The sequence below is a fragment of the Actinokineospora pegani genome (assembly GCF_009745975.1).
Taxonomy (GTDB): Bacteria; Actinomycetota; Actinomycetes; order Mycobacteriales; family Pseudonocardiaceae; genus Actinokineospora; species Actinokineospora pegani.
Genome location: NZ_WHOL01000121.1, coordinates 60,675 through 79,986 on the forward strand (window position 1 = coordinate 60,675; position 19,312 = coordinate 79,986).

A 19,312-nucleotide genomic window follows, 5' to 3' on the forward strand; every position below is an offset into this window, starting at 1 on the left:
CGGCCGCTAGCTGACCTCGTGGTCGGGAGCGGACCAGGTGTCGCAGCCCGCGGGGGTGGCCGACCGCTTGCCCGCCGCCGCCCAGTGGACCTGGTTCTCGGCGGAGCCGTGGGAGTCGCTGCTGGTGGTGTCGGCGAAGCTGCTGTCGGCGTCGTCGACCAAGTTGGGGGCGAGTCGCGCCGCGGCGAGAAACACGCCCGCCAGGCAGTTGGCCTGGAGTTCGGCGCGTCTGCTCACCTCGGCGGCGCCTGCCTCGTCCAGGTCGAACTCCAGGAGCGCGGCGTCCTCGAGGATGCCGCTGAGCAGTTGGAGGTGGTGGCCGTACTCGTGGGCCAGGACGGCGAGGTGGTAGCCGGCGTTGTCGTCCGCGGTGCGGATCATGCGGCTGTGCGGCATGGCGATCATGCGGTCGCCGGGGCAGTAGAACGCCAGCGCCTCGTCCTCGGCTGGGGTGAACCCGCAGCGGGTCGACGACCACTCGGTGACCGTGACCCTGGGGACGGTGAACGGCACGCCGCGCGCTGCGAGGACCGGCCGCCACGTCGCGTCGAGGCAGGCCAGGGCAGCCTGGTAGAAGGCCAGCAGCCCCGGCTCGGTGGTGTCGATCGCGGGCAGGGGGCAGTCACCCCGGGGCGCCGGGGCGCCCTCGGCCATCAGCTTGTTGGCCGCGAGGTCGTCGAGGGTCACCGCGCCGGGGCGCGAGCGGGCCGACCGCTCCCCCACCGCGAACGCCTGACCATAGACAACGGTCGTCTTGCCGCCGTTGATGATCCGCCCGGCGGCGCCGATCGAGAAGACCGACACGGCCAGAATGACCATCACGGCCACGATCACGAACGGGTTGTTGCCCTTGTGATCCGGGGCGGGCCCGATCATCCCTGCGACTTGCACAGGCGGGACGGGCGCGCGGCGGGCTCGAGCGCCGGAGCGCCCTCCCCCGCACTCACCTGCGGATCAGGCCAGGCCAAGCTCGCCATCACCAGGCTCACGGTCATCTCGATATCCTCCCAGTCACGTGCTCTGGACGCCATCGTGGCACCGCGCACCGACAAGCCGCGAGAGTTTTCCGCCCGGGAGCCAGCGGATTCACGAAAATCTCCGCAGGTACCCCATTTCAGGTGGGGATAACCCAACTTTGGGGTCGATCCGTCACCACGTCCAGACGCCGCTGCGCCAGTGGCGTGCGCTCCAGTGTCCACAACGGTCCAACGAAGCCTGCCACGCTCTCTTCGAGTTCAGCCGGGGATCTCTCGGTTCATGCGGCAAGCGGTTGTCCGCAGCAGCGACCTGGTCTGCGGTGGGGGCATTGTCCGGGTCTGTGAGCCACTGCAAGGCCACCCCGACGAGCAGCGAATAGTCTCGTCCAGTCCTGCGAATGCGGCGGCAAGGGCCTCACGGGAACGGCGAACGCGCTCGGCGCGTTCCTCGGCAGCCGCGCGCGGGTTAATGGAGGATCGGATGCCGGAAGGGATGCCACGGTCGGATCGTCGGCGCAGGATCGCCGCGGGCGCCGCGATCCTCGCCGGCTTGGGGGCGTCGAGCGCGTCGGCGGACCGCCACCAATGCCTGACCGGCTCAGCCGAGGGCTTGGTGGAGCAACGTTCCCCAAGCCAGGGTTACCGCCGCGTGGTCAACCGGCCTCTGTCCAATAGCGCTGGAGCCTGGCGACCGCCTCGTCCTTGCTCATCACCGCCACCTCGGACTCGTCGAGGCCGACGCGTGAGATCAACATATGCACGAGGTCGGCGGGTAGCGCTTGCGTTGGCGGGTCAGGCGTTCCACGAGGTGGTTTGACACCGTCCTGGGCGCAAGCCCAGAAAGCTGGCTCTTCGACGTCGAGTTGATCGCGGAGGATGTGCTTCCACAGGTCCTGCCCGTAGTCGCTGCGGTCTACCGGGTGCGAAATCCGAGTGCGCAGGACTCTGCCGTCGGGGAGGTCGAGCTCGTAGGTGACGTGATGCGTGCCGGTTCGCCCCCGCGCGTCGCGCACCTTCCGCCACTCTTCGTTCTGGCAGAACGCGTCGTGGGCCTTGCGCGTCGGCTGCGGCCAGGAAGTCACCGCGCGGCACCAACCAGCCACTCGCGCAACTGGTCGTCGTCGCTGAAAACGATCAAGTGCACCAGACCCCAGTTGTCACGGTGGTTCGGAGCGTTGAGGAGGCGTTCCTGCCAGTCGTCGGCGTACTCCCGCAACGCGCCGACCATCTCGGCGATCGCTTCATCGAACGACGCCCCGTCAGCCGACACCGGCAGCCCTGGGATGAACACCGACCAACCGCCAGTCTCCGGCACGACCTGCGCGCGCGAGGGGACGATCGAGGCGAGAAAGTGGCGCAGTCGTCGGACGTCCACGACGGCGCTAATGGCGGAGTCACGTCGGACGGTGGCGGTCACCCCCTTCTCGGCGGCGTTCAGCAGGTCTTTGAGATGCGCGCGGGCCTCGGTGAAGCTGTCGTAGTGAACAGCGGTCATGCCAGCCTCCTGGAGTGGTCCGCGTTCAGAGTGCCACACAAGTCCAAGTACGTCAAGTACGTCAAGTACTTACACGGCGGATCTTGCCGAGACAGAAACGGCTCTGGCCGGGTGGATGACGGGAGGTCATCCACCCGGCCAGTGTCCCTGGACCGGAGTCGCGTTCAGGCTCAGCTGCAGCCGGAGGTGGAGCCGCAGCCCTCGCACAGGTAGCAGGAGCCCGCGGGGCGCATCTTGGTGCCGCAGGTCATGCAGAGCGGAGCGTCGGCGGCCTTGCCGAGGTGGAGTTCCAGCAGCTCGGTGGAGCTGTGGGCCTCGGTGGGCTTGGCCTTGGCCTCCTCGATGGCGGGAGTGGCCGGGGAGGCCTCCACCGAGGTGCGCAGGCCCTCCAGGTCGTAGTCGGTGGAGCCGCCGCCGTATTCGGCCTCGACCATGGCGGTGCGCTCGTTGGCGGTGAAGATGCCCAGTTCGGCGCGGCGGTCGTAGCTCAGGTAGTCCAAGGCCAGCCTGCGGAACAGGTAGTCCATGACACTGGTCGCCATGCGGACGTCCGGGTCGTCGGTCATGCCCGCGGGCTCGAAGCGCAGGTTCTGGAACTTCGAGACGTAGAACTCCAGGGGGATGCCGTACTGCAGGCCGACCGAGATCGACATGGAGAACGCGTCCATCACCCCGGCCAGGGTCGAGCCCTGCTTGCCCAGCTTGACGAAGATCTCGCCGAGGCCGTTGTCGGGGTAGGAGCCCGCGTGCAGGTAGCCCTCGGCGCCGCCGACGGTGAAGGAGACGGTCTGGCTGGGGCGCTTCTTGGGCAGGCGCTTGCGGATCGGCTTGTACTCGACGATCTTCTCCGGCTCGGCCTCGGCCTTGGCCGCGTTGCCCTTGCCCGCCGACAGCGGCTGGCCGACCTTGCAGTTGTCGCGGTAGATGGCCAGGGCCTTGATGCCCAGCTTCCAGCCCTCGTAGTAGATCTCCTCGACGTCGGCGACGGTGGCCGACTCCGGCATGTTGACCGTCTTGGAGATCGCGCCGGAGACGAACGGCTGCACCGCGGCCATCATCTTCACGTGGCCCATGGGCGCGATGGAGCGCTCGCCCATGGCGCAGTCGAACACCTCGTAGTGCTCGGTGCGCAGGCCGGGGGCGTCCACGACGTGGCCGTGCTCGGCGATGTACTCGACGATGGCCTCGACCTGCTCGGCCTGGTAGCCCAGGGCGGTCAGCGCGCGCGGCACGGTCTGGTTGACGATCTGCATCGAGCCGCCGCCGACCAGCTTCTTGAACTTGACCAGCGCCAGGTCCGGCTCGATGCCGGTGGTGTCGCAGTCCATCATCAGGCCGATGGTGCCGGTGGGGGCGATGACCGAGGCCTGCGCGTTGCGCCAGCCGTTGGCCGCGCCGATCAGCAGGGCGTTCTGCCACTCGCGGGTGGCCGCCTTCTGCACCTCGGTGTCGATGTGGTCGAGGGTGCGGATCGCGTCGTTGGCCGCGGCGTGCTTGCGGATGACCCGCTGGTGGGCGTCGGCGTTGCGGGCGTAGCCCTCGTACGGGCCGACGACCCCGGCCAGCTCCGCGGAGCGGCGGTAGGAGGCGCCGGTCATCAGCGAGGAGATCGACGCGGCCAGGGCGCGGCCGCCGTCGGAGTCGTAGGCGTGGCCGGTGGCCATCAGCAGCGCGCCGAGGTTGGCGTAGCCGATGCCCAACTGGCGGAACTTGCGGGTGGTCACGCCGATCGGGTCGGTGGGGAAGTCGGCGAAGCAGATGGAGATGTCCATCGCGGTGATGATCAGCTCGACGGCCTTGGCGAAGCGGCGGGCGTCGAAGGTGCTGTCCTCGGTGAGGAACTTCATCAGGTTCAGCGACGCCAGGTTGCAGCTCGAGTTGTCCAGGTGCATGTACTCGCTGCACGGGTTCGACGCGGTGATCCGGCCCGACTCCGGGCAGGTGTGCCAGTCGTTGATCGTGTCGTCGTACTGGATTCCGGGGTCGGCGCACTCCCACGCGGCCTGGGCGAGCTTGCCGAACAGCGCCTTGGCGTCGACCTTCTCGATGACCTCGCCGGTGGTGCGCGAGCGCAGGCCGAACTCCCCGCCGGAGGTGACCGCGTTCATGAACTCGTCGGAGACGCGGATGGAGTTGTTGGCGTTCTGGTACTGCACCGAGGTGATGTCGGAGCCGCCCAGGTCCATGTCGAAGCCCGCGTCGCGCAGCACGCGGATCTTCTTCTCCTCCTTGGCCTTGGTCACGATGAACTCCTCGACGTCGGGGTGGTCGACGTCGAGCACGACCATCTTCGCCGCGCGCCGGGTGGCGCCGCCGGACTTGATGGTGCCCGCGGACGCGTCGGCGCCGCGCATGAACGAGACCGGGCCCGACGCGGTGCCGCCGGAGGACAGCAGCTCCTTCGACGAGCGGATGCGCGACAGGTTCAGGCCCGCGCCGGAACCGCCCTTGAAGATCAGGCCCTCTTCCTTGTACCAGTTGAGGATCGAGTCCATCGTGTCGTCGACCGCCAGGATGAAGCAGGCGCTGACCTGCTGCGGCGAGGACGTGCCGACGTTGAACCAGACGGGCGAGTTGAAGCTGAACACCTGGTGCAGCAGCATCCAGGTCAGCTCGTGCTCGAAGACCTCGGCGTCGGTGTCGGACTCGAAGTAGCCGTGCTCCACACCGGCCCTGACGTACTTGCCGACGACGCGGTCGATGAGCTGGCGCAGGGAGTTCTCGCGCACCGCGGTGCCCACCGCGCCGCGGAAGTACTTGCTGGTGACGATGTTGGTGGAGTTGATCGACCAGAACGACGGGAACTCCACGCCGCGCTGTTCGAAGTTGACCGTCCCGTCGCGCCAGTTGGTCATCACGACGTCGCGGTGCTCCCAGGTCACCTCGTCGTAGGGGTGCACGCCCTCGGTGGTGTGCACGCGCTCGACCCGCAGGCGGCCGCGCGCCGCCCCGTCGCGTGTGGCCGTGGTCTCGACGGTCTCGGTCATGACCGTTCCCTCTCGTTCGTCAATCCGCTGCTGTGCCGTGGCCACGGCCGTGCTCGCCGTCCGCTGCGACCCCGTGGGTTCTGTGCTCTTGCTGCCCGTCTTCGCCCCGCGCTCGAACCGGGGGCGCGACGGCTCGAGCCGTCGCTTCTTGCCGCTCTTGCTACTCATCCTGGTGCGCCTCTCCGCCCGCCATGGCGGCGCGGAGGTCGGCGATCTCCTTCTCGAAGTCCTCGACAGAAGAGAAAGACCGGTAGACGCTCGCGAACCGGAGGTAGGCCACGCCGTCGAGCTCGCGCAGCGGCCCCAGGATCGCCAGCCCCACCTCGTGGCTGGGGATCTCGGCGCTGCCGCCCGCGCGGATGCTCTCCTCGACCTTCTGCGCGAGCAACTGCAACTGGTCCTCGTCGACCGGCCTGCCCTGGCAGGCCCGCGCGACGCCGCGCACGACCTTGTCGCGGCTGAACGGCTCGGTCACCCCCGACCGCTTGACCACGGCGAGCACCGCCTCCTCGACCGTGGTGAAGCGCCTGCCGCACGCGGAGCAGGAGCGCCGCCTGCGGATGCCCTGGCCGTCGTCGACCTCGCGCGAGTCCACGACCCGCGAGTCGCCGTGCCTGCAGAACGGACACCGCACCGGACGTCTCCCCTTCCTCGTGCCGAACACCTGGTGGCGACCACGGCAGCCACCACGCATGGTGATCAAACTGTGGACAACCCTGTGCATAGCCGGTGGATAACAAACCCCAACCTGTGGACTACCCATGATAGGGGAACCACCAGATGTTGTGGTGAACAGTAGAGCTCGACCCCAGCGGAGACAAATCGACGCGCCGCCCCGAACCGGGCCGAAAAATCACCCAGCGTGATCAACGACGAAGGGGTGAGCACCAGGTGAACGCGCGGAACCGCGACACCACGGCGGGAACGCACACCGTGGACGGGCTGTCGCCCGCAAAGCCCGCACCGACTAGGCGCCCAGGGTCCCGCGGGCGGGCGACCACGCACGGTGAGTCAGGCCAAAAGTGACTCCCGCCACTTCACCCGACCGGTGGCGACGATCATGCGGAGCGCCGCGGCGCGTCCTCGGTGGACGGCTCTCGGTGGACGGCTCTCGGTGGACGGCTCTCGGTGGACGGCTCTCGGTGGACGGCTCAGCGCTCGAAGGGGACGGTCAGCGGCTGCCCGGCCCGGACGGCGCCGCCGGGAAGGCGGTTCAGCTCGCGGATCTTGGCGACGACCGCCTCGACGTCGTGGCCGGGGGCCATCCGCTGGGCGAGTTCCGAAAGGGACTCGCCGGGGCCCACGCGGACCACCGTCGTCGTCTGCGGCACGTCGGGGCCCGACACCGCCCCCGCGAAGAGCCCGAGACCGTAGACCGCCCCGGCGACCAAGGCCGCGAGCCCGAGCAGCAGGGCCGTCGGGATCGGCCGCCTGCGGGCGCAGTGGCGGGTCTCGAGCACGTGCGGGGCGCCGGGCAGCGGACGGCGGGTGGGCGGGCGCACCCCGCCCCGCCCCGCGCGCCTGCGCTCCAGCGGGCCGTGGGCCGGCGGGCTCGCCGGTATGGCGTGCGGTGGGGCGACCGGCGCGGACAGGCCGCCGCGCTCGTCCTCCGTCAGCTCCGAACCCCTGGCCGCCGCCACCGGTGCTGCCACCGCCGCCTCCTCGAACCGCTCTCGACCTGCTGTGACGTCGTTCCGAGCCCGCTTGCCGAGCCCTTCGATCGAACTCGCGTTCGATCGAACGTCCGTGCGAATGTCTACCACCACCGACCGATGGATTCCAGACTTGTCCGGCGTGTCGCTCGAACAGGTGTTTGATCTCCGCAGGTCGGCGGGCTACCGTCAGTGACGCAGTTGATCGACAGGAGGCGGAGCAGTGGCAGGCACACCAGGTCGGAAGCCCGCGGGGGCGCCGAGGCGCAAGCCGTTGACGGGAGGCACCGTGCGCAGCTTCCCCGATCTCGCGCAGACGGCCGACGGGCAGGAGCTGCCGCTGCGCCAGCGCCAGGTCCTGGAGGTCATCCGAAGCTGGGTGCAGCGCTTCGGGTACCCGCCCAGTGTGCGCGAGATCGGCGAGGCGGTGGGCCTGACCTCGACGTCCTCGGTCGCCTACCAGCTCCGCGCGCTCGAGGAGAAGGGGTACCTGCGCCGCGACCCGAACCGGCCGCGCGCGATCGGCGTGCTGCCCGCGGACGCCACCCCGGCGCAGCTTCGCGGCGAGCAGGTCGACCCGGCCGCGGTCGAGCAGACCGCCGCGGGCCCGCTCCCCACCTACGTCCCGATGGTCGGCCGGATCGCCGCCGGTGGGCCGATCCTGGCCGAGCAGGCGGTGGAGGAGGTCTTCCCGCTGCCCAAGGAGCTGGTCGGCGAGGGCTCGCTGTTCATGCTCAAGGTCGTCGGCGACTCGATGAAGGACGCCGCGATCACGAACGACGACTGGGTCGTGGTGCGCCAGCAGCAGACCGCCGAGCAGGGCGACATCGTGGCCGCGATGATCGAGGGCGAGGCGACGGTCAAGACCTTCAAGCGCCGCGACGGCCATGTCTGGCTGATGCCGCACAACGACGCCTTCGAGCCGATCCCCGGTGACGAGGCGACCATCCTGGGCAAGGTCGTGGCGGTCCTGCGCAGGCTCTGACCGGCGTCAGGCGCGCCGCTTGGCCCTGCGGTGCATCACGAGCAGCACCCCGCCGACGACCACGGCGCTGATGCCGAGCGCGGGGATGGTGGCCATGCCGTTGTCCGACTCGGCCGCGGCGGTGGTGTCCTCGGCGGTGGTGTCCTCGGCGCCTGCCTGCGGCGCGTCCTCGGTGCCCGCGGCCCGCTGACCGGGCGAGGGCGCGAGCGCGGCCGCGCCCTCGACCAGGCGGATGGGCTCGCCGGTGCCCTCGGACGCGGAGACGAGCGTGCCGTCCGGCTCGAAGGCGATGGCCTCGCCCTGCTTCTCAGCGGGCAGCGGCACGCGCGCGGGCGTGCCCTTGGTGAGCGCGGTGGCGATGTCGCCGTCGGGGGCGGAGAACAGGTACGCGTCGGTGTAGGTGCGCAGGGCGACGACCGCGCCGTCCGCGCTCACGGCGCCACCGGTGATGGTCATGGACCCGACCATTTGGTTGATGGGCCCGCCCTGGGTGTCGGTGCTCTTGATCTGGACCGTGCCCACGTTCTCCAGCGGGGTGGGTCCGGGGCTGGCCAGCGGGCCGGTGGGCCGGAAGATGTCGGAGACGCCGAACACGCTCTTGGTGACCAGGTAGGGCACGCCGTCGCGGTCGAGCAGCAGGGCCTCGGTGTCGCGCGGGCGGTCGGGGTAGGTCAGCCGGTACAGCGTTGTCTCACCCGAGGGAGTGAGGGCGATGAGGGCGACGGACTCCCGCTGGGCCCGGTTGTCGCCGGTGTCGGCGAGCCAGAACGTGCCGTCGGCGCCGCGCGCGAGGTCCTCGACGTCGTAGGGGTCGGTCGGGCCGTTGATGACCCGCTCGACCGCGCAGGTGGTCCGGTTCAGGACGTAGACCGTGGTGCGGGTGCCCCCGTCGTTGACCGCGTACCAGCGCTTGCCGTCGGAGACCAGGCCGGACAGCTCGGCCAGGCGCTTGTCGGTGACCGCGCAGACATCCCGGGGCGCGGGCTGGGCCGCCGCCGTCCCGGGCGTGAGCCCGAGGACGGCGGCGGCGACGGCCAGCGCCGTCCCGGGCGTGAGCCCGAGGACGGCGGCGGCGACGGCCAGCGCCGGGAGGAGCTGGCGCACCTGGTTACGCGGTGGTGCCGTGGACGGCGAACCGCTCCAGGGCGCCCGCCAGGTCCGGCTTGACCATGGCGCGCAGCTCGGTGCCCGCCTCGGTGTGCCGCTCGACGAGCACCTCGCCCTCCTGGTAGACCCGGGCCACGAACTCGCCCCGGTCGTAGGGGACGAGGATGTCGACCTCGTGGTCGGGGCGGGGCAGCAGCTCGGCGATCCGCACGCGCAGCTCGTCGAGGCCCTGCCCGGTGCGCGCGGAGACGAACACCGCGCCGGGCAGCAGGTGCCGCAGCCGGGCCAGCGCCAGCTCGGAGGCGGTGTCGACCTTGTTGACCACCACCAGCTCCTGCGGCATCGCCGTCTCGTGGCGCTCGCCGATCTCGTTGAGCACCTCGCGCACGGCGGTGACCTGCCACTCGGGCATCGGGTCGGACCCGTCCACCACGTGCACCACCAGGTCGGCGTCGGCGACCTCGTCCAGCGTCGAGCGGAACGCCTCGACGAGCTGGTGCGGCAGGTGCCGGACGAACCCGACCGTGTCGGTGAGCGTGTAGGTGTTGCCCTCCGGGGTCTCGGAGCGCCGCGTGGTCGCGTCGAGGGTGGCGAACAGCGAGTCCTCCACCAGCACACCCGCGCCGGTCAGCGCGTTGAGCAGGCTCGACTTGCCCGCGTTGGTGTACCCGGCGATGGCCACGCTGGGCACCTCGTTGGCCACCCGGCGCCCGCGCTTGGTCGCGCGGACGGTGGCCATGTCCTTGATGTCCTTGCGCAGCTTGGAGATCTTGGTCCGGATCCGGCGGCGGTCGGTCTCGATCTTGGTCTCACCGGGACCGCGCAGACCCACACCGCCGTTGGCGCCGCCCGCGCGGCCACCGGCCTGCCGGGACAGCGCGGAACCCCACCCGCGCAGGCGCGGCATCAGGTACTGCAACTGCGCCAGCTCGACCTGGGCCTTGCCCTCCCGCGAGCGGGCGTGCTGGGCGAAGATGTCCAGGATCAGCGCGGTGCGGTCGATGACCTTGACCTTGAGCCTGGCCTCGAGCTGCTGCAACTGCGACGGCGAGAGCTCGCCGTCGGCGATGACGGTGTCCGCGCCGGTGGAGCGCACGACCTCGGCCAGCTCGTTGACCTTGCCGGAGCCGATGTAGGTCGCCGGGTCGGGCCGGTCGCGGCGCTGCACGAGGCCGTCGAGCACCTCGGAGCCCGCGGTCTCGGCGAGCCGGGCGAGCTCGGCCAGCGAGCTCTCCGACTCCAGCGCGGTGCCCTCGGTCCACACCCCGACCAGGACGACGCGCTCCAGGCGCAACCGCCGGTACTCGACCTCGGTGATGTCCTCGAGCTCGGTCGACAGGCCGACGACCCGGCGCAGCGATGAGCGCTCCTCGAGCTCGAGTTCACCCAGGGAGAGCTCAGCCGGATCGGTCGCGCTGCCAGGGATCTCGTGCTGGAAGCTGTCCTCTGTCACGTGGTGAACCCGTCCTCTGCCTCGGGGGAGCAGCCCGCGGTCGCGAGCGTGCCGTGCACCCATGTTCCCACGTCACAACGCCCATTTCGACCTGGTTATTCCAGACCGTCCCACCACGCCCGCGACAGCTCGCCCTCGGCGACGAAGACGGCGGGACCGGTCAAGGTGCTCCCGACCTGCGTGATCTCGACGGTGACGGCCCCGCCGGGGATGTGCACGACGCGGGTCCCGGTCGCCGCACCTTCAGCCTCCAGAGCGGCCGCCACGGCCGCCACGGTGCCGGTGCCGCAGGAGCGGGTCTCCCCCACGCCGCGCTCGTGCACCCGCATGCGGACCTCGCCGCCGCCGAGCGGCTCGACGAACTCCAGGTTGACCCCGTTCGGGAACAGCGCCGGGTCGAAGCCGGGCTGGGCGCTCAGGTCGAGGTCGGCGACGCCCGCGGTGACGCAGGCCAGGTGCGGGTTGCCGACGTCGATGCCCAGGCCGGGGTAGTCGCGGCCCGCCACCCGGGCGGTCGAGTGGCCGGTGCGGCGCACGGGCCCCATGTCCACGGTGACCTGCCCGTCGGGGCGGACCGTGGCCGGGCGCAGACCCGCGCGGCTGCCCACGGGGACCTCGGGCCCGTCGACCATGCCGTTGTCGGCGAGGTATCGGGCGAAGACGCGCACGCCGTTGCCGCACATCTCCGCGATGGAGCCGTCGGCGTTGCGGTAGTCCATGAACCACACGTCGCCCTCGATGCCCTCGATGCCCTCGGGCGCGTCGGGCAGGGCCTTGGTGCGCACGACCCGCAGGACGCCGTCGGCGCCGAGACCGCGGCGGCGGTCGCACAGCGCGCGGACCCGGGCCGGGGTCAGGTCGAGGTCGCCGTCGGGGTCGGGCAGCACCACGAAGTCGTTCTCCGTGCCGTGCCCCTTGCTGAACCGGATTCCCACGCGCCCAGATTACGGGCAGGCCAGCGCGCTGGCGGCGGCGACCAGGTCCGGACGGGCGGCGTCGAGCCACGTGACGCGCTTGTCGCGGCGGAACCAGGAGCGCTGGCGGCGCACGAACCGGCGGGTGGCCCGCGCGGTCTCCTCGGCGGCGGCCGCCATCGGCGTGCAGGCGTCGAGCGCGGCGATCACCTGCTGGTAGCCCAGCGCGCGCGAGGCGGTGCGCCCCGCGCGCAGGCCGACCTCGCACAGCGCCCTCACCTCATCAACGAGGCCGTCGTCGAACATGCGGGCCACGCGAGTGTCCACGCGGGAGTCCAGCTCGGCCGGGTCGCGGTCGAGGCCGATGAGGACGGCGCCGTAGCGGGCCGGGCCGGGCTTGGGCATCGTCGCGGAGAAGGGGCGCCCGGTCAGCTCGATGACCTCCAGCGCGCGCACGACGCGGCGGCCGTTGCTGGGCAGGATCGCCGCCGCGGCGACCGGGTCGAGGCCGGTGAGCCTGCGGTGCAGCGCCTCGGGGCCGACGTCGGCGACCTCGTGCTCGAGTCGAGCGCGGATGGCCGGGTCGGTCCCGGGGAACTCCAGGTCGTCGAGGACCGCCTGGACGTAGAGGCCGGAACCGCCGACCAGGACCGGGACGCGGCCGCGGCCCAGCACGTCCTCGACCACGGCGCGGGCGTGGCGCTGGTAGGCCGCCACGGAGGCGGGCTCGGTGACGTCGAGGACGTCGAGCTGGTGGTGCGGGACGCCGCGCCGCTCGGCCGCGGTCGCCTTGGCGGTGCCGATGTCCATGCCCCGGTAGAGCTGCATGGCGTCGGCGTTGACGACCTCGCCGCCCAGCCGCTCGGCCAGGGCCACCCCGAGGTCGGTCTTGCCGGTCGCGGTGGGGCCGACCAGGGCGATGGCGGTCACGCGGGCTCCCACTCGGCCACGTGGTAGGCCACGCCGTAGGGCAGGAACGTCCGCGCGCGCACGCCCCGCCACCGCCTGCCGTCAGCCCGCAGCGCCGCCGCGGCGACCTGCCACGGCGCGCGGCCGACCGCGCCCAGCTCGGCGGCCAGGGCGGGGTCGAGCCCGGCGAGCGCGTCCAGGTCGGCGGCGGCCAGGGCGCGGGACACGGTGGCGTCGAAGGCCTCGGCCCGCCCGTCCGGCCTGCCCACGGCGTGGTCGCCGTGGCGGTGCGAGCCGTCGCCGACGACCAGCAGGCCGACCGGTTCCGGCCCGGCGAGCAGTGCGGCGAGCCCGACCCCGTCGGCCGCGCAGCCGCCGCTGTCGCGGTCGCCCGGGACCAGGCGCACGGTGACCTCGTCGGCACCCGCGCGGTCGCGCAGCCACCCCGCGACCAGCACCGGTAGCGGCAAACCGCGGTCGAGTTGGCCGGACTTCACCCGGGAGAGTGACACGGGGATGTCGACACCGAAGGGCGCGAAGGTGCCGCCGGTCGCCGGGTCGAAGGTGGCGGGCCCGCCCGCGCCGACCGCGACCCAGCGCGCCGCGCTCTCGGCCAGCGCCGACGCGGCGGCCAGGCTCGCCGTGCGGACCTCGTCGGCGCCGGCGTCCGGCCCGCCGACGAGTTCGGGGACGAGCAGGGGCGGCTGGGGCACCACCGCGACGCGGGATATCACGGTGGCGAGGTTACTGACCGTCGCACTATCTTGGCCGCCTCGACCCACTGGTGGACGATTTGCGGCACCATGAAGCACAGAGCGGCCCTGGACGTACCGGCGTGGGCGGTGACCTGTTTGAATGCGCCCAGGTACGCCACGGCCCTCACCGGCCCGTGGGCCGTGCGCAGAGTGCTGGGCCCCGTGCGAGCGGGGCGCCCGCGGGGACGCGGGCAACGCAGGCGGGAGGAGCCGGCCAATGACCGACAACAACGACAGCGCCACGACGGAGACCGGGGACGACGTGTCCACCGGGTCGACCGCCGCCGGCAGCGCTGCCCCCGAGACGACCGGGGCGGCTGCGCCTGGTGCGACGGCTGAGACCGCCGGGACTCCCGCCCCGGCCCCCGGACCGGCCGTGGTCCCGCCCCCGGCGCCCGCCCCGGCCGCCGCCGCGGGCTCCGCGCCGGTGGTGCCCGCCGCGTCGAGCGCCCCGGGCAAGTGGGGCCGGGTCGACGCCGACGGCACCGTGTACGTCACGACCGCCGACGGCGAGCGCGCGGTCGGCTCGTGGCAGGCGGGCGAGCCGGCGGAGGGGCTGGCGCACTTCGCCCGCCGCTTCGACGACATCCGCACCGAGGTCGAGCTGCTCGAGGCCCGCCTGACCTCGGGGTCCGGCGACCCCAAGCAGGCCGCGACGGCGGCCAAGCAGATCCGCGACAGCCTGGACGAGGCGCACGTCGTCGGCGACCTCGCGGGCCTGGCCGCCCGCATCGACCACGTCCTCGCGCACGCCGCGGTCGCCGTCGACAAGGCCAAGGCCGCCCGCGACGAGGCCCGCGCCGCCGCCGTCGCGCGCAAGCAGGCCCTGGTCGAGGAGGCCGAGGCGCTCGCCGAGGAGTCCACCCAGTGGAAGGTCGCCGGTGACCGGCTGCGCGGCATCCTCGACGAGTGGAAGACGGTCAAGGGCGTCGACCGCAAGTCCGACGAGCAGCTCTGGCGCCGCTTCTCCAAGGCCCGCGACACGTTCAACCGCCGCCGCGGTTCGCACTTCGCCGACCTGGACCGGCAGCGGTCCACGGCCAAGAACCGCAAGCAGGAGCTGGTGGAGGAGGCCGAGGCCCTCTCCGAGTCCGACGACTGGGGCCCGACCGCGGGCAAGTACAAGGACCTGATGACCGAGTGGAAGGCGGCGGGCCGCGCCCCCAAGGACGCCGACGACCAGCTCTGGCAGCGCTTCCGGGCCGCCCAGGACAAGTTCTTCTCCCGCCGCTCCGCGGTCTTCGACGAACGCGACGCCGAGTTCGCCGACAACGCCAAGGCCAAGGAGGCGCTCCTCGCCGAGGCCGAGAAGATCGACCCGTCGACCGGCCTGGAGGCCGCCCGCTCGGCCCTGCACAAGGTGCAGGAGCGCTGGGAGGAGATCGGCAAGGTCCCGCGCGAGCGCATCCGCGAGCTGGAGGGCCGCCTGCGCGCCGTCGAGGACAAGGTCCGCACCGCTTCCGACGCCCAGTGGCGGCGCACGGACCCGGAGGCCGAGGCTCGGGCCGCTCAGTTCCGGGAGCGGGTGCAGCAGTTCGAGGCGCAGGCGGAGAAGGCCCGTGCGGCGGGGGACAAGCGCCGGGCGGAGCAGGCTGAGGCTCAGGCCGCTCAGTGGCGTGAGTGGCTGGCTGCTGCCGAGCAGGCTGTCGCCAGCCGGTAGATCGTGCGAGACGAACCGCCCGTGGGCTTTTGGCCTGCGGGCGGTTCGCTTTGTGGGGGCTGCTGGATTGGGCGATCCTGGGTGGGCGTGGGCCTTGGCTCAGTCGCGGGACCAGGCGGTGCGCATCCAGAGGATGGCGATGACGATCATGGCCACCTCGGCGAGGATCATGCCGATGCCCAGGGAGGGGCCGGTGTCGCCGCTGTCCAGGGCGGTGGACTGGCGGCTCCAGATGGCCAGGAGGCCGTCTACGGCGGCGAACCAGCCGCCGAGGGCGCCTGCCCAGGTCAGGACCCAGCGGCGGGTGATGAGGGCGGCGGCGGAGGTGAGGACGCCGAAGAGGAGGGCGGTGGCGGCGAACAGGCGGGGGACGGCGCCGACCTTGCCCGCGGACTCGCCCTCGCCGAGCAGGACCTGCCACCCGGCGGCGTCGCCGAGCCAGGGCAGGACGAAGCCGACGATGAGGACGAACACGGCGATGGCGAGCACGAAGCCGCGGGTGCCGAGGTCGACCAGGCGGGAGGCCCGGGGGGGCTGCTGGGTGGTGGGGGCTGGCTCGGTCATGGGATGGCGCACCCTCCGGTCGTGGCCGGCAGCGGCGGCGGGGCGCCGAAGGCGGGCAGGCCCAGGCCGATACCGGTGGTCTTGGGGCGCAGGCCCGCCTCGTGGTTGTCGCCCGCGCGGGTGCGGCGGTGCGAGACCAGGGCGCCGTCGGCGACCAGGTGGTGCGGGGCGGCGTAGGTGACCACGGCCTCGACCACGTCGCCGGGGCGGACGTGGGCGGTGCCGGGGGCGAAGTGGACCAGGCGGTTGTCCCTGGCCCGGCCGCTCATGCGGTGGGTGTCGGCGTCCTTGCGGCCCTCGCCGGTGGCCACGACCAGTTCGACGGTGCGGCCGACCTGCTCCTTGTTCAGCTCCCAGGCGATGTCGTTCTGCAGCGTGACCAGCCGGTCGTAGCGCTCCTGCACGACCTGCTTGGGAACCTGGTCCGGCATTGACGCGGCCGGGGTGCCGGGGCGCTTGGAGTACTGGAAGGTGAACGCGCTGGAGAAGCGGGACTCGGCGACGACGTCCAGGGTGGCCTGGAAGTCCTCCTCGGTCTCGCCGGGGAAGCCGACGATGATGTCGGTGGTGATGGCCGCGTCCGGCATGGCCGCGCGGACCTTCTCGATGATCGACAGGTACCGCGCGGAGCGGTAGGAGCGGCGCATCTGCTTGAGCAGCCGATCCGACCCGGACTGCATCGGCATGTGCAACTGGTGGCAGACGTTGGGCGTCTCGGCCATCGCGGCGATCACGTCGTCGGTGAAGTCCTTGGGGTGCGGGGAGGTGAACCGGACCCGCTCCAGGCCCTCGACCTCGCCGCAGGCGCGCAGCAGCTTGCCGAAGGCGAGGCGGTCGCCGAACTCCACGCCGTAGGAGTTGACGTTCTGCCCGAGCAGCGTCACCTCCAGCACGCCCTCGGCCACCAGCGCCCGCACCTCGGCGAGCACGTCGCCGGGGCGGCGGTCGCGCTCGGTGCCGCGCAGCGAGGGGACGATGCAGAAGGTGCACGTGTTGTTGCAGCCGACCGAGATCGACACCCAGCCCGCGTACGCGGAGTCGCGGCGGGCGGGGAGGGTGGAGGGGAAGGTCTCCAGCGACTCCTTGATCTCGACCTCGGCGCGCTGGTTGTGCCTGGACCGCTCCAGCAGGGCGGGCAGCGACCCGATGTTGTGCGTGCCGAACACGACGTCGACCCACGGGGCGCGCTTGACGATCTCGCCGCGGTCCTTCTGCGCCAGGCAGCCCCCGACGGCGATCTGCATGTCGGGGTTGTCGGCCTTGTGCGGGGCGAGGTGGCCGAGGTTGCCGTAGAGCTTGTTGTCGGCGTTCTCCCGCACGGCGCAGGTGTTGAACACGACCACGTCGGCCCGGTCGCCCTCGGCGACGGCGACGTAGCCCGCGTCCTCCAATAGGCCCGAGAGCCGCTCGGAGTCGTGGACGTTCATCTGGCACCCGTAGGTGCGGACTTGGTAGGTGCGCGCGCTCATCTCGCTGTCCGAGGGTACGCGCGTGTTCTGGCGCACTGTCTGGCACCATCGGGCAATGGTGCGCACCCACGGCACGGTCCGACGGCTGGCCGCGCTGCTCGTGGGTCTCGCGACCGCCGCGTCCCTGGTCAGCGGGTGTGACGCCACTTTCCCCGGGACCACGGTCCGGGTCGCCGCGGGCTCCCCCGCCGGGGTCTACAACGCGCTGGGCGGCACGCTCGCCGAGGTGTGGCGGGCCGACCTGGGGCTGGCCGGGGTCGAGGTCCAGCAGACCGGCGGGTCGGTCGACAACCTCAACCGGCTGCTCTCCGGCGCGGCCGACGTGGGGTTCAGCGCCGCCGACGTGGCCACCCAGCCCCGCGGCGGCGGCGAGCGGCTGCGCGCGCTGGCCCGCATCTACGACGACTACCTGCACGTCGCCGTGCGCGCGGACAGCGCCATCACCGACCTCGCCGGGCTGGCGGGCAAGCGGGTGGCGGTGGGCACCGCCGACTCGGGCACGGTCGTCATCGCCCAGCGGGTGCTGCGGGTGGCGGACCTGGCCACCGACCAGGTGCCGGTCAACCTCGACGCCGCCGGCCAGATGCTGCGCGAGGGCACGATCGACGGCCTGTTCTGGTCCGGCGGCCTGCCCAGCCTCGGCATGGCCAAGCTGGCCGGGGCGGGCCTGCTGCGGCTGCTGGACCTCGGCGACGTGCTGCCCGAGGTGCGCAAGCAGTACCCGGTCTACAACACCGCCTCCATCGCCGCGACCACCTACGACACCGAGCGCGCGGTGACCACGCTGGCGGTGCCGAACTTCCTCCTGGTGACCGACGCGATGGCCGACGAGGTGGCGCAGGAGCTGACCCGGGGGCTCTACGAGGCCCGGCAGCGGCTGGTGGCGGTGAACAAGGCGGCGCTGGCGATCGACGAGCTGCCCGGGATCGAGACCGACCCGGTGCCGCTGCACCCGGGGGCGCTGCGGTACTACCAGGAGCAGAAGATCTAGACCGCGGGGACCTCCACGATCACCGCGAGGCCGCCGCCGTCGGGCAGGGCCAGGGTGAGGTCGCCGCCGACGCGGTCGACGAGGCGGGCGACGATGGCCAGGCCGAGTCCGGAGCCGGGGACGTTCTGGTGGCTGGGGCTGCGCCAGAAGCGGTCGGTGGCCCTGGCCAGCTCGTCGGGGCGCAGCCCGGGGCCGTGGTCGCGGACGGTGAGCCGGACGCGGTCGTCCTCGACGGTGGCGGTGACCTCGACGGCGCTGCCGCGGCCGGTGAACTTGAGGGCGTTGTCGAGCAGGGCGTCGAGGATGGCGTCGACGCCGCGCGGGGGCACCAGGGCGCGGGCGGGCGACACCGCGGTCTCGACGTCGAGGGCGATGTCGTTGGCCTCGGCGACCACCCGCCAGTCCGCGGCCCGGTCGGTGACGACGGTGTCCACGTCGACCGGGACCAGCTCGCCGTCGGCGTTCTCCGCGCGGGCCATGGACAGCAGCTCGTCGAGGATGCGGTTGAGCCGGTCGGACTCGGCGATGGCGGCGACCCGGTGGTCGTCGGCGTCCCGGTCGACGTGGCCCTCCAGGTTGACCAGGCGCAGCTTGAGCGCGGTCAGCGGGTTGCGGAGCTGGTGCGAGGCGTCGGCGACGAACGCGCGCTGGGCGGCGAGGGTGTCGCCGACGCTGGCGGCCATCCGGTCGAACGAGCGGCTGAGCTTGCGCAGCTCCGGCGGGCCCTTGGCCTCGCCGACCTGGTCGACCGACCGGCCGCTGACCACCGCGCTGACCAGCTCCCCGGTGGCCTCGTCGAGCCTGCGCACCGGGCGCAGCACCCACTGCACGACCGGCACCGCCAGCGACAGCGCCAGGGCGAAGGCGAGCAGGCCGCCCGCACCGACGGCGATCCACCACCAGGTGATCCGGGTGCGGCTGCGGTCGGTGGGCGAGACGGTGATGATCGCGCCGCGCACCTCGCCGTCGGCCAGGACCGGGCAGGCCAGCACCAGCGGGTCGGTGTCCCAGGGCATCAGCAGGGTGGCTGGCTCGGCGCGCCTGCCCGCGAGCGCGACGTCGAGCTTGGGCCGCACCGCGTCGTCGTCCAGGTCGAGGTCGGGGCGCCCGCCGCCGGGCGCCGAGACCACCGCCGAGCCGCGTTCGGAGGTCACGACCAGCACCGTCACCCCGTAGGTGTCGGCGTAGCGGTCGAGCTTGCCGCGCAGCAGCCGCGGCTGGTCGTCGGTGAGCGGCTGCTGGGCCAGCGAGGCGAACCGCTCGAGGTCGGTCAGCCGGTCGAGGAACAGCCGCTGCCCCTCCGCGCCCGCCACCGACAGCGCCAGCGGCACGCCGAGCCCGGACACCAGCAGCGCGACGAGGAACCACACCATCCCCAGCAGCCGCGTGCGCAC

General features: G+C 72.3%; 17 protein-coding genes. 3 read left to right on the forward strand and 14 right to left on the reverse strand.

All coding sequences use genetic code 11. From position 1 onward, the window contains the following. Positions 1-6 precede the first annotated feature (6 nt). From GCL84_RS26390 to GCL84_RS30380, 6 genes are all read right to left on the reverse strand, one after another. Positions 7-819 carry a neutral zinc metallopeptidase gene (locus GCL84_RS26390; protein ID WP_197523521.1) on the reverse strand — a complete coding sequence of 271 codons (813 nt, stop codon included), beginning with the start codon at positions 817-819 and terminating at the stop codon, positions 7-9. 811 nt (positions 820-1,630) lie between these two features. Further along, the gene (locus GCL84_RS26395) at positions 1,631-2,059 is read right to left on the reverse strand and encodes a cytotoxic translational repressor of toxin-antitoxin stability system (protein ID WP_156758267.1); all 429 of its coding nucleotides are present in this window, start codon (positions 2,057-2,059) and stop codon (positions 1,631-1,633) included. Further along, positions 2,056-2,472 carry a prevent-host-death protein gene (locus GCL84_RS26400; RefSeq protein WP_156758268.1) on the reverse strand — a complete coding sequence of 139 codons (417 nt, stop codon included), beginning with the start codon at positions 2,470-2,472 and terminating at the stop codon, positions 2,056-2,058. The genes GCL84_RS26395 and GCL84_RS26400 overlap by 4 nt, the downstream gene beginning before the upstream one ends. A gap of 170 nt (positions 2,473-2,642) precedes the next feature. Further along, positions 2,643-5,459 carry a vitamin B12-dependent ribonucleotide reductase gene (locus GCL84_RS26405; RefSeq protein ID WP_156758269.1) on the reverse strand — a complete coding sequence of 939 codons (2,817 nt, stop codon included), beginning with the start codon at positions 5,457-5,459 and terminating at the stop codon, positions 2,643-2,645. A 160-nt stretch (positions 5,460-5,619) separates the two neighbouring features. Beyond that, positions 5,620-6,093, reverse strand: a complete 474-nt coding sequence (gene nrdR, locus GCL84_RS26410; protein ID WP_156758270.1) for a transcriptional regulator NrdR — start codon at positions 6,091-6,093, stop codon at positions 5,620-5,622. Positions 6,094-6,610: 517 nt separating this feature from the next. Continuing rightward, complete coding sequence (locus GCL84_RS30380) at positions 6,611-7,111, reverse strand: LysM peptidoglycan-binding domain-containing protein (protein ID WP_156758271.1); 501 nt, start codon at positions 7,109-7,111, stop codon at positions 6,611-6,613. Between the two features lie 289 nt (positions 7,112-7,400). Here GCL84_RS30380 and lexA point away from each other — a divergent pair, with 289 nt between their 5' ends. After that, positions 7,401-8,096: a transcriptional repressor LexA gene (lexA, locus tag GCL84_RS26420; protein ID WP_197523522.1), complete on the forward strand. Its 696-nt coding sequence runs from the start codon at positions 7,401-7,403 to the stop codon at positions 8,094-8,096. A 6-nt stretch (positions 8,097-8,102) separates the two neighbouring features. Here the strand turns inward: lexA and GCL84_RS26425 are convergent, their stop codons facing one another. The 5 genes from GCL84_RS26425 to GCL84_RS26445 form a co-directional block, all read right to left on the reverse strand. Then, positions 8,103-9,134, reverse strand: coding sequence for a hypothetical protein (locus tag GCL84_RS26425; RefSeq protein WP_156758386.1), 1,032 nt, complete (start codon positions 9,132-9,134; stop codon positions 8,103-8,105). 70 nt (positions 9,135-9,204) lie between these two features. Continuing rightward, positions 9,205-10,656 (reverse strand): GTPase HflX, encoded by a 1,452-nt coding sequence (hflX, locus tag GCL84_RS26430; RefSeq protein ID WP_235926742.1) that lies wholly within the window; start codon positions 10,654-10,656, stop codon positions 9,205-9,207. Positions 10,657-10,751: 95 nt separating this feature from the next. Then, positions 10,752-11,591 (reverse strand): diaminopimelate epimerase, encoded by an 840-nt coding sequence (gene dapF / locus GCL84_RS26435; protein WP_156758274.1) that lies wholly within the window; start codon positions 11,589-11,591, stop codon positions 10,752-10,754. Positions 11,592-11,600: 9 nt separating this feature from the next. Beyond that, on the reverse strand, positions 11,601-12,500 hold the full coding sequence (gene miaA / locus GCL84_RS26440; RefSeq protein ID WP_156758275.1) for a tRNA (adenosine(37)-N6)-dimethylallyltransferase MiaA: 900 nt from the start codon (positions 12,498-12,500) through the stop codon (positions 11,601-11,603). Further along, a complete protein-coding gene (locus GCL84_RS26445; RefSeq protein ID WP_156758276.1) occupies positions 12,497-13,213 on the reverse strand; it encodes a class III extradiol ring-cleavage dioxygenase family protein in 717 nt (238 codons plus the stop codon). Before GCL84_RS26445 ends, miaA begins: the two co-directional genes overlap by 4 nt. Positions 13,214-13,451: 238 nt before the next feature. On the opposite strand from GCL84_RS26445, the gene GCL84_RS26450 reads away from it, so the two are divergent. Continuing rightward, a complete protein-coding gene (locus tag GCL84_RS26450) occupies positions 13,452-14,894 on the forward strand; it encodes a DUF349 domain-containing protein (protein ID WP_235926744.1) in 1,443 nt (480 codons plus the stop codon). A 99-nt stretch (positions 14,895-14,993) separates the two neighbouring features. Here GCL84_RS26450 and GCL84_RS26455 read toward each other — a convergent pair whose 3' ends face one another. Together GCL84_RS26455 and miaB are read right to left on the reverse strand one after the other, a co-directional pair. Beyond that, positions 14,994-15,458, reverse strand: a complete 465-nt coding sequence (locus GCL84_RS26455) for an Rv2732c family membrane protein (RefSeq protein WP_156758277.1) — start codon at positions 15,456-15,458, stop codon at positions 14,994-14,996. Then, on the reverse strand, positions 15,455-16,927 hold the full coding sequence (miaB, locus tag GCL84_RS26460) for a tRNA (N6-isopentenyl adenosine(37)-C2)-methylthiotransferase MiaB (RefSeq protein ID WP_156758278.1): 1,473 nt from the start codon (positions 16,925-16,927) through the stop codon (positions 15,455-15,457). Before miaB ends, GCL84_RS26455 begins: the two co-directional genes overlap by 4 nt. Before the next feature lie 55 nt (positions 16,928-16,982). On the opposite strand from miaB, the gene GCL84_RS26465 reads away from it, so the two are divergent. Beyond that, a complete protein-coding gene (locus tag GCL84_RS26465) occupies positions 16,983-17,918 on the forward strand; it encodes a TAXI family TRAP transporter solute-binding subunit (RefSeq protein ID WP_156758279.1) in 936 nt (311 codons plus the stop codon). Here GCL84_RS26465 and GCL84_RS26470 read toward each other — a convergent pair. Then, positions 17,915-19,312: a sensor histidine kinase gene (locus GCL84_RS26470; protein ID WP_156758280.1), complete on the reverse strand. Its 1,398-nt coding sequence runs from the start codon at positions 19,310-19,312 to the stop codon at positions 17,915-17,917. The two genes, GCL84_RS26465 and GCL84_RS26470, sit on opposite strands and share 4 nt — an antisense overlap.

Bases quoted from the DNA above. Each gene is read 5' to 3' on its own strand.
- GCL84_RS26390 (WP_197523521.1), bottom strand. From the start codon at position 819: ATGGTCATTCTGGCCGTGTCGGTCTTCTCGATCGGCGCCGCCGGGCGG.
- GCL84_RS26400 (WP_156758268.1), bottom strand. From the start codon at position 2,472: ATGACCGCTGTTCACTACGACAGCTTCACCGAGGCCCGCGCGCATCTC.
- GCL84_RS26405 (WP_156758269.1), bottom strand. From the start codon at position 5,459: ATGACCGAGACCGTCGAGACCACGGCCACACGCGACGGGGCGGCGCGC.
- GCL84_RS26450 (WP_235926744.1), top strand. From the start codon at position 13,452: ATGACCGACAACAACGACAGCGCCACGACGGAGACCGGGGACGACGTG.
- GCL84_RS26455 (WP_156758277.1), bottom strand. From the start codon at position 15,458: ATGACCGAGCCAGCCCCCACCACCCAGCAGCCCCCCCGGGCCTCCCGC.
- miaB (WP_156758278.1), bottom strand. From the start codon at position 16,927: ATGAGCGCGCGCACCTACCAAGTCCGCACCTACGGGTGCCAGATGAAC.
- GCL84_RS26465 (WP_156758279.1), top strand. From the start codon at position 16,983: ATGGTGCGCACCCACGGCACGGTCCGACGGCTGGCCGCGCTGCTCGTG.